The sequence below is a fragment of the Thermococcus sp. JdF3 genome (assembly GCF_012027495.1).
GTDB lineage: Archaea > Methanobacteriota_B > Thermococci > Thermococcales > Thermococcaceae > Thermococcus.
The window spans coordinates 1-5,924 of the sequence record NZ_SNUK01000010.1 but is presented as its reverse complement, the minus strand read 5'-3'; the positions used below and the strand labels follow the sequence as shown (position 1 = coordinate 5,924).

The 5,924-nt window shown below is 54.7% G+C and carries 6 protein-coding genes and 1 rRNA gene; 4 read left to right on the top strand and 3 right to left on the bottom strand.

The window, feature by feature from the left end:
* The 3 genes from E3E42_RS11630 to E3E42_RS11620 all read left to right on the top strand — a co-directional run.
* Positions 1-743 (top strand): methyl-accepting chemotaxis protein (locus E3E42_RS11630; protein ID WP_240913702.1); only part of this gene is annotated, 743 nt, incomplete at its 5' end.
* 47 nt (positions 744-790) lie between these two features.
* A complete protein-coding gene (locus tag E3E42_RS11625; protein WP_167904873.1) occupies positions 791-1,543 on the top strand; it encodes a hypothetical protein in 753 nt (250 codons plus the stop codon).
* A gap of 24 nt (positions 1,544-1,567) precedes the next feature.
* Positions 1,568-2,593: a CheF family chemotaxis protein gene (locus E3E42_RS11620; RefSeq protein WP_167904872.1), complete on the top strand. Its 1,026-nt coding sequence runs from the start codon at positions 1,568-1,570 to the stop codon at positions 2,591-2,593.
* 17 nt (positions 2,594-2,610) lie between these two features.
* Here the strand turns inward: E3E42_RS11620 and E3E42_RS11615 are convergent, their stop codons facing one another.
* Positions 2,611-3,810, bottom strand: a complete 1,200-nt coding sequence (locus E3E42_RS11615; protein ID WP_370519670.1) for a CGP-CTERM sorting domain-containing protein — start codon at positions 3,808-3,810, stop codon at positions 2,611-2,613.
* Positions 3,811-3,961: 151 nt separating this feature from the next.
* Between E3E42_RS11615 and E3E42_RS11610 the strand changes: the two genes are divergently transcribed.
* Complete coding sequence (locus tag E3E42_RS11610) at positions 3,962-4,708, top strand: PH0542 domain-containing protein (RefSeq protein WP_167904868.1); 747 nt, start codon at positions 3,962-3,964, stop codon at positions 4,706-4,708.
* Here E3E42_RS11610 and E3E42_RS11605 read toward each other — a convergent pair.
* Positions 4,673-5,716 carry a hypothetical protein gene (locus E3E42_RS11605; RefSeq protein ID WP_206206130.1) on the bottom strand — a complete coding sequence of 348 codons (1,044 nt, stop codon included), beginning with the start codon at positions 5,714-5,716 and terminating at the stop codon, positions 4,673-4,675. The genes E3E42_RS11610 and E3E42_RS11605 overlap by 36 nt on opposite strands.
* 83 nt (positions 5,717-5,799) lie before the next feature.
* Positions 5,800-5,921: ribosomal RNA gene (gene rrf / locus E3E42_RS11600) — 5S ribosomal RNA — on the bottom strand.
* Positions 5,922-5,924: the final 3 nt, after the last annotated feature.

The window sequence follows — 5,924 nt, the reverse complement described above, 5'->3', positions numbered from 1 at the left end:
CAGAAACAAGCGCAGAAAGCGTCAGAGCCATGGACGAATTCGAGGCGGCAGTAAACGAAGTCGTCACAATAGCCAGCGAAGGCAGACAAAAAGGCGAAATCTCAGCCAAACAAATCGAAAGCATCCAGCAAACCATGAACGAAATCGAGGAGTCGGTCAGGAAGGTCTCTGAGATGAGCAGGAGTATTGAGGAGATTACGAACGTGATTACCAACATTGCGGAGCAGACGAACTTACTCGCCTTAAACGCAGCCATTGAAGCGGCAAGGGCCGGCGAGGCCGGAAGGGGTTTCGCTGTGGTTGCTCAGGAGATTAGGAAACTCGCGGAGGAAAGCAAGCAGGCTGCAGACAACATCAAGAACATTATTGACCAGATCACCGGCGAAATCCACGACGCCGTCAACAGCACCCAGCGCGGCGTTTCAGTGGTTGGCGAGAGCGCCGAGACTCTAAGGGAGACAATAACCTACCTGGGTAATATAGCTGACCTGCTTCAGGATGCCAGTTCGAGGATGAGTGAGGTTAAGGAGCAGATTGTTAAGACGCAGGATGAGGTTGAGAATGCTTTGAGGTCGCTTGAGAACCTGGCCGCGAGTGCTGAGGAAACCACCGCCTCAGCAGAAGAAGTCAGTTCAGCGGTGGAGGAGCAGACCGCCGCCACCGAGGAGCTCGAAAGAGCCGCCAAAGACCTCAAAAACATCGTGGAAAACCTGAGGGACATCATCGGCAGGTTCAAACTCTGAGGCTCTTTCATTGTTTTCCTTCTTTACACAGCATCGGGGGTGGGAAGATGGACTGGGTGATGATAGCGGTCATAGCTGTCGTGGTGCTGCTCGGAACCGTGCTGTCGGCCTACATCATATCCAACACACTCAACAACCAGATGGGTGAGCTCTACGCCGTACTGGTGGAGCGCGAGCTGAGGGAGAGCAGTGCGGCCTCCCGGCCGGGAGGAACGAAGCAGCAGAAAACCTCGGCTACGACGGAGCAACCGAAAAAGATGAGCGTCTCCGGCGTCAACGAGGAGGAGCTTATACAGAAGCTCCGTAAGGTGATAGACGAAAAGGTGCAGAACGTGCTCAACGAGGCCAAGAGGAAGAAGGAGAGACTCGGCATGTTGCTTGACGTCGCCAGGGGTTACACCCTGGGATACGTGAGCGAGGAGGAGTACAACGCCTTCCTCATGAAGGTGCTGGCGGAGCTGGATGAGTTCAAGCGCCTGTGGCTGGCCCGTTTCCCGAGCCAGAGGGACAGAGAAAAGCTGAACCTCATGATGAACTACGTTGCAAAAACGAAACTCCCAGTTGTGGTCAGGAGTAAGGACGGAAAGAGCCAGATGACGCTCCCACCTGAGGAGGCCCTCATCAAAATCACAAGCAATATAAACAGTGCCATAAATATCATCGACGAGCTTATAGAGGGCAGGGGAGAGAATCCCGCCGTGACTCCTCTGGAGGTGAAGCTCACCCAGGAATGTGAGAAGCTCCGCTCCAAGCTGGAGAAGCTGGAGAGGCAGCTGGAGGAGTACAACGCCCTCACCTGAGGGGTACCGAAAAGGGGATGAACTATGGCAGTGACGGAAACAAGGGTCAAAGCAACCATAATCTCATCATGGAAGGGATCCGGAAGGACGACCTGGAGGGACGCTATAGGTGGGATACACAACGACAGGCTTATCCTCAGGTACCTCAAGATGGGAGAGGTCGTTGGAGAGGACAATTTCCCGTTTTCATCACTCACCGACATTGGCGTGAACGTCCCGGATAATTACAAGCTCAACCCCGAGAGGGAGCACTTCGGGATGAAGTTCTACCTGCCCGGCAGGGGAGAGCTCACCCTGATCCTCACGATAGGGGACAACCTCCTTATATACGATGAGAACAAATTCCGTGAATTCATCCACACACTCTTCGAGACGCTCATAAACGGAAAGGCCGTGAAGGTGCAGCTGGCCAGGATGAAGGGCGGAGCGATAAACATGGAGTCCTCGTGGCAGGACGGTTCCCTGAGGATAGTTTCAGTAAAGTCAGCCAAGAGGGGCAAAACCGAGCGCAACATTGTCATCCTTGACCAGGACAGGAGGCCAATACCGGTGTTCTCCGACGTCGAGGACATGGACATCGAGCAGGTTGACCTGAACGGGAAGAAAATCGAAGCGTGGAAGGTGAAGCATTTCTACATCAACGAGACCGTTACCTCGTATCTGCACATACCCGAGAAGAAAACCCGCCTGTTCGTACTGCGCTACCTGCTCAAGTACATCCCGAGCTATTTCGAGTTCATACTCAAGGTCTCAAAGGAGTTCCCAACGCTCCAGGTGGAATTCAAGGAGGTCATGGAAAAGGAGCTGAAGGAACTGGAGAGCCTCGACGAGACCGAAAAGCAGATACTCATGGCGCTGTACTCCGGGCTCAACCCCCTCGAGGTCCACCAGTTCCTCGGGCTAAGCGAGAGGGAGATAGAGGAGATATACGACAGGATGATAGATAAGGGGCTTCTAAAAATCGTCATGATAAGAAAGGTTGTGGACCTGACCAGGGACGGCAGAAAGATAGTCAACAAGCTGATAGAGTACGGACTCGTGGCCATGTAAATAGAAAACAGAGAGAATCAGCGCCTTCTCACGAGAAGGCCAAAGAGTGTCAGTGCCACAATGGCGGCTGGTCCGCAGATGCTCTTCTCACCCCCATTTCCCGCAAGCTTCTCAACATCAACTGCATAGAACGCCGAGCTGGCGGTTCCAACCACCGCGGTTCCTTTCTCAACCGCAATGCTGCGAACGTACCCCAGGTTCGGGAGCTCTCCAAGGATACTGCCGTCGGCGGGGTCAACTGCGTAGAGGGAGCCAACACTGTAGATGACCGTGGTTCCGTTCTCGTCCCTGCTCTCGAACTTACCCGTACCCACCAGGAGCACACCGTCAGCGTATTTAACCACCTTAACCCTGTACGGGAAGCTCTGGTTCCACAGAACGTTTCCAGAGGAGTCCAGAGCCACGAGTTCTCCACCACCGGAGCCCATTCCTCCGATGTAGGCGGTGTCACCGTTCACCTCGATGTCCTCGGTGTAGAACAGCTCCCGCTCCCAGAGCACATTTCCATCGGAACCTATCATGTAGACGCGCCCCTCGGAGGTACCGTTCCCGGTTCCCGCCAGCACGCCGCTGCCCCAGGGCTCCATGTCCCTGACCCACTGGCCGGTCTCCACGGTCCAGGCAAGGGTTCCGTTGGGCAGGACGCCGTAGACGTAGCCGAACTGTCTGGGGCCAACATATCCCGAGGGGAAACCCGCGCCAACGTAGATTATCCCATCCCCAACTCTGACCCTGCTGGTGAGGGAGGTAAAGTTGAGAGTCCAGCCGTTCAGTATTACGGTATCGTTCACAAGGGTTCCGCGGTACAGATGACCAACGTACGACTCGCTGCCGTTCTCAAGGAAAAAGTCGCCGTCAACTGCATAAACATCCTTCCCAACGATCTGAAAATCGTAAAGCTTGTTCATCGTGAGGTTTCTGGCCGCAAACCTGCCGTCCCGGTCAAAGGTTATGAAACCCCCCATGCTCCCCACCAAAACGCTCCCATCCTGCAGGGGGTACAGCTTCACGACGTAGCCGGAGTCGTTCTGCCACAGGAAGGTGCCGTTGGACGAGTACGCGGCGGTGGTTCCCAGGTAGTAGATACCCACCATTCCGCTGGCGTTGGCCAGCTGCCTGTAGGAGCATCCCGCGTAGACCCTGCCGTTGAGGATCGCGACTGCCTCAATGCTTTTCTGGTACTGGACGTCACTGCATACCTCACCTTTCCACAGCACGGGACTCTGCTCCGCAAGCGCCTGCGCAGACAAAGAAAAAGCCAGCAACAGCATTAGAATCATTGGAACTCCCCGTTTCATGGTTTATCCCCCGAGGAGGCTAAGTGAAAAGCTTATATAAACCTTTGCAGTAACCTACAATGGTGATTGAATGGACGGGGAGCTGGACATCAGGGAAGCACTGGCGACGGGGGAGGGCGTGGAAGAAGTACTGATCCGCGCCACCGCCAGCAAGGAGACCCTCAAAGAGGTTCTTCTCCTTCTCGACGATGATCTGTGGACAGTACAGAAAAACGCCCTGAGAGTAATTGTGGAAGTGGTAAAAGACATGCCCGAGCTTCACGAGTCCCTAATAACCAAGCTCATGGTGATGCTGAGAAGGAGCGAGGCCGTTCCCCTCACCCAGGAGATAGCCAGGGCATTCGGAGTCCTCGCGGAGGTCGTGCCCGACACGGTATCCCGGGTTCTACCGGCAATATTCGCCAACTACCGCGTGGGAGACCCCAAGATAAAGGTGAACATGGCCTACGTTCTTGAGGAGATAATGAGGGTCAAACCCGCGCTGCTCGGCAACATCTTCAGAGACATCGGGTACATGCTGACCTCCAGGGACACCACCGACAAACTGACGGCACTGAACTTCATCTCGGCGCTCGGTGAAAACGGGATAAGGTACGTGAGTCCATTTCTGCCCAAACTCTTCAGCCTGCTCCACGACAGGGACGAGGTCGTTAGGGCCAGCACAGTTGAGACCCTGGTCCGTATAGCTGAGCTGAACGAGAAATTAAGGAAGATTATACAGGCCAAACTTGAAGAGGTAGACGACAGGAGCGACCTCGTAACAAAAAAGGTGGAGGAAGGGTTAACCAGACTCGCCATCCTCGACAGGGAGGGATGAATCCTCCAATCTCTCCTGGAGAAACGTCTTCAGCGCTTCCTTGAGCTTCTCATTCTCCTCGCGGAGTCTGGCGTTCTCCTGTCGTATCCCCTCGACCTCCTGGAGGATGTTCTTAACCTCCTGAAGGGTGCTCTCGAACTTGGACTTTGGGATGAACTGCGTCTTCAGGATGGTAAGCGCGGCATCTATGTCACCCGTGCCCGTTAGCGCCGCGAGTTCCTTACGGATGTGGTTGATCTCGGCAAGTTTTGCCTCGTATTCCGACAGTCTCTTACTGAGGACATCCACTCTCTGGGACATGTCCTTAAGGGCAGCCAGTTTCCGTTTCAGATCCTCAATCTCCCGATCTTTTTCAATGATGGCTTTCTGGAGCCTCTCTTTCTCCTGAAGGGCGGACCTGAGACGAACGTTCTCCGCAACAAGCTCCTCGTACCTCTGCTGTATCTTTAGAAGAGTGTCAGCGAGATCCACACTCACCCCAAAAACGTCCTTCTTCATCTGCTCCTCAAAGGCCTTGAGACGCTCCTCCACGTACGCCCTTACAAACTCATCCATTTTCCTGCCGTACCGCTCCTCGAGGCGCTTCATAATCTCGCCAGGGAGGCGCTCCATGCGCTCCTCCATCTCACCGAAGCGAGGCACGAGCATCTCAACGCTGTCGAGGAAAAGGGTTCTGCGTTCAAGTTCCATCAGCTGGTCTTCCAGGCTCTTAATACGCTTCTCCAGGGAATGGGAGGATTCCCTGCTGGACGCACTCAGCTCCTCGAGCTTGCGGTTGAGAACCTCAATACGCTCGCCAAGCATCTCCCTGTCCATACGAAGCTCCCTGATGAGGGCGGCTATGGCTTCCAGCGCAAGAATAGAGTAGTCCGAAGCGGTCTCGGATTCGGGAATCGCAGACTTAACGCTGTCCCAATCGCGGAGGGTTTTCAACTCGTCGATGACGCCGGGATGCCTCTCCTTGATGTAATCCCAGTTGACACTGCCCCTTTTGGACTTCTTGAGCATAACCACCAACCGTTAAAAAATATCCGGGGATATTTAAATAACTTTTGTGTAGGTGATTATCCAGAGAACAGGTAATGGTTAGTGGCCGGCGGCGTCCCCGGTTTCCCGCCCCCTCTCGGAGGGCAGTACACCCGGGATCGCTGGCGGGCTTAACTTCCGGGGTCGAAACGAGACCGGGTGTGACCCCGCCGCTATGACCGCCGTACCG

Coding starts and splice junctions, on each gene's coding strand:
- E3E42_RS11625 (WP_167904873.1), top strand. CDS start 791: ATGGACTGGGTGATGATAGCGGTCATAGCTGTCGTGGTGCTGCTCGGA.
- E3E42_RS11620 (WP_167904872.1), top strand. CDS start 1,568: ATGGCAGTGACGGAAACAAGGGTCAAAGCAACCATAATCTCATCATGG.
- E3E42_RS11610 (WP_167904868.1), top strand. CDS start 3,962: ATGGACGGGGAGCTGGACATCAGGGAAGCACTGGCGACGGGGGAGGGC.
- E3E42_RS11605 (WP_206206130.1), bottom strand. CDS start 5,716: ATGCTCAAGAAGTCCAAAAGGGGCAGTGTCAACTGGGATTACATCAAG.